Source organism: Streptomyces sp. NPDC092952 (assembly GCF_044754785.1).
Lineage (GTDB): Bacteria > Actinomycetota > Actinomycetes > Streptomycetales > Streptomycetaceae > Streptomyces.
In genome coordinates, this window is sequence record NZ_JBIVPT010000065.1 from 1 (window position 1) to 1074 (window position 1074).

Consider the following 1074-nt stretch of genomic DNA (forward strand, 5'->3'; position numbering starts at 1 on the left):
CTAGGTGTTCTGTCCCGGGAGGTTGTGGACGGGTGAGCGAGGTCTCGGCTGAGGGATCTTGAAGCAGGTGAGGGCCTTCCGGTTCGGTGTGGATTGCGACGTCTACACCTGACCGAAAGGCCCTCGTGCCCCACCGTAATGCACCCCTGACCGAGACCGGACGCCTGCGCCTGGCCCGCTGCGTGGTCGAGGAGGGCTGGCCGCTGCGCCGAGCCGCCGAACGCTTCCAGGTCTCACCGACCACAGCCCAGCGGTGGGCTGCCCGCTACCGGCACGACGGCGAAGCGGGCATGACCGACCGATCCTCACGTCCTCGTCACAGTCCCGGGCGGACCCCGACCCGCACCGAGCGGCGAATCATCAAGGTCCGTGTCCTGCGGCGCTGGGGCCCGGCCCGCATCGCCCACCACCTGCGACTGGTGCCCTCAACCGTGCACCGGGTCCTGACCCGGTTCGGGCTGGCCCGTCTGACCCATCTGGACCGTGCAACCGGCCGGAACATACGCCGCTACGAACGCGAGAAGCCCGGCGAACTGGTGCACGTGGACATCAAGAAGCTCGGCAACATCCCCGACGGCGGCGGCCACAAGGTGCTGGGCCGCCAGGCCGGCCGCAAGACCCGCAAGAACGCCGGCTACAGCTACATCCACACCGCCGTCGACGACCACTCCCGCCTCGCCTACAGCGAGATCCACACCGACGAGAGGAAGGAGACCGCCACCGCCTTCTGGCAGCGGGCCCACGCCTACTTCACCAGCGTCGGAATCACCGTCGAACGCGTCCTGACCGACAACGGCTCCTGCTACAAGTCCCACACCTGGCGCGACACCCTGGCAGCGGCCGGGATCACCCACAAGCGAACCCGGCCCTACCGGCCGCAGACCAATGGCAAGGTCGAGCGCCTCAACCGCACCCTGCTCGACGAGTGGGCCTACGCCCGCCCCTACCAATCAGAGCAGGAACGACGCGACGCGTTCCCCGGCTGGCTGCACACCTACAATCACCACCGTGGACACACCGCACTCGCAGGCAAACCACCCGCCAGCCGCGTCCCCAACCTCACAGGGCAATACA

At 68.2% G+C, this 1074-nt stretch carries 1 protein-coding gene; it reads left to right on the plus strand.

Features of this window, described 5'->3' with window-relative positions; genetic code table 11:
• Positions 1-125 precede the first annotated feature (125 nt).
• The coding region (locus ACIQGQ_RS37220) for an IS481 family transposase (RefSeq protein ID WP_402405137.1) at positions 126-1074 on the plus strand (949 nt) is incomplete at its 3' end.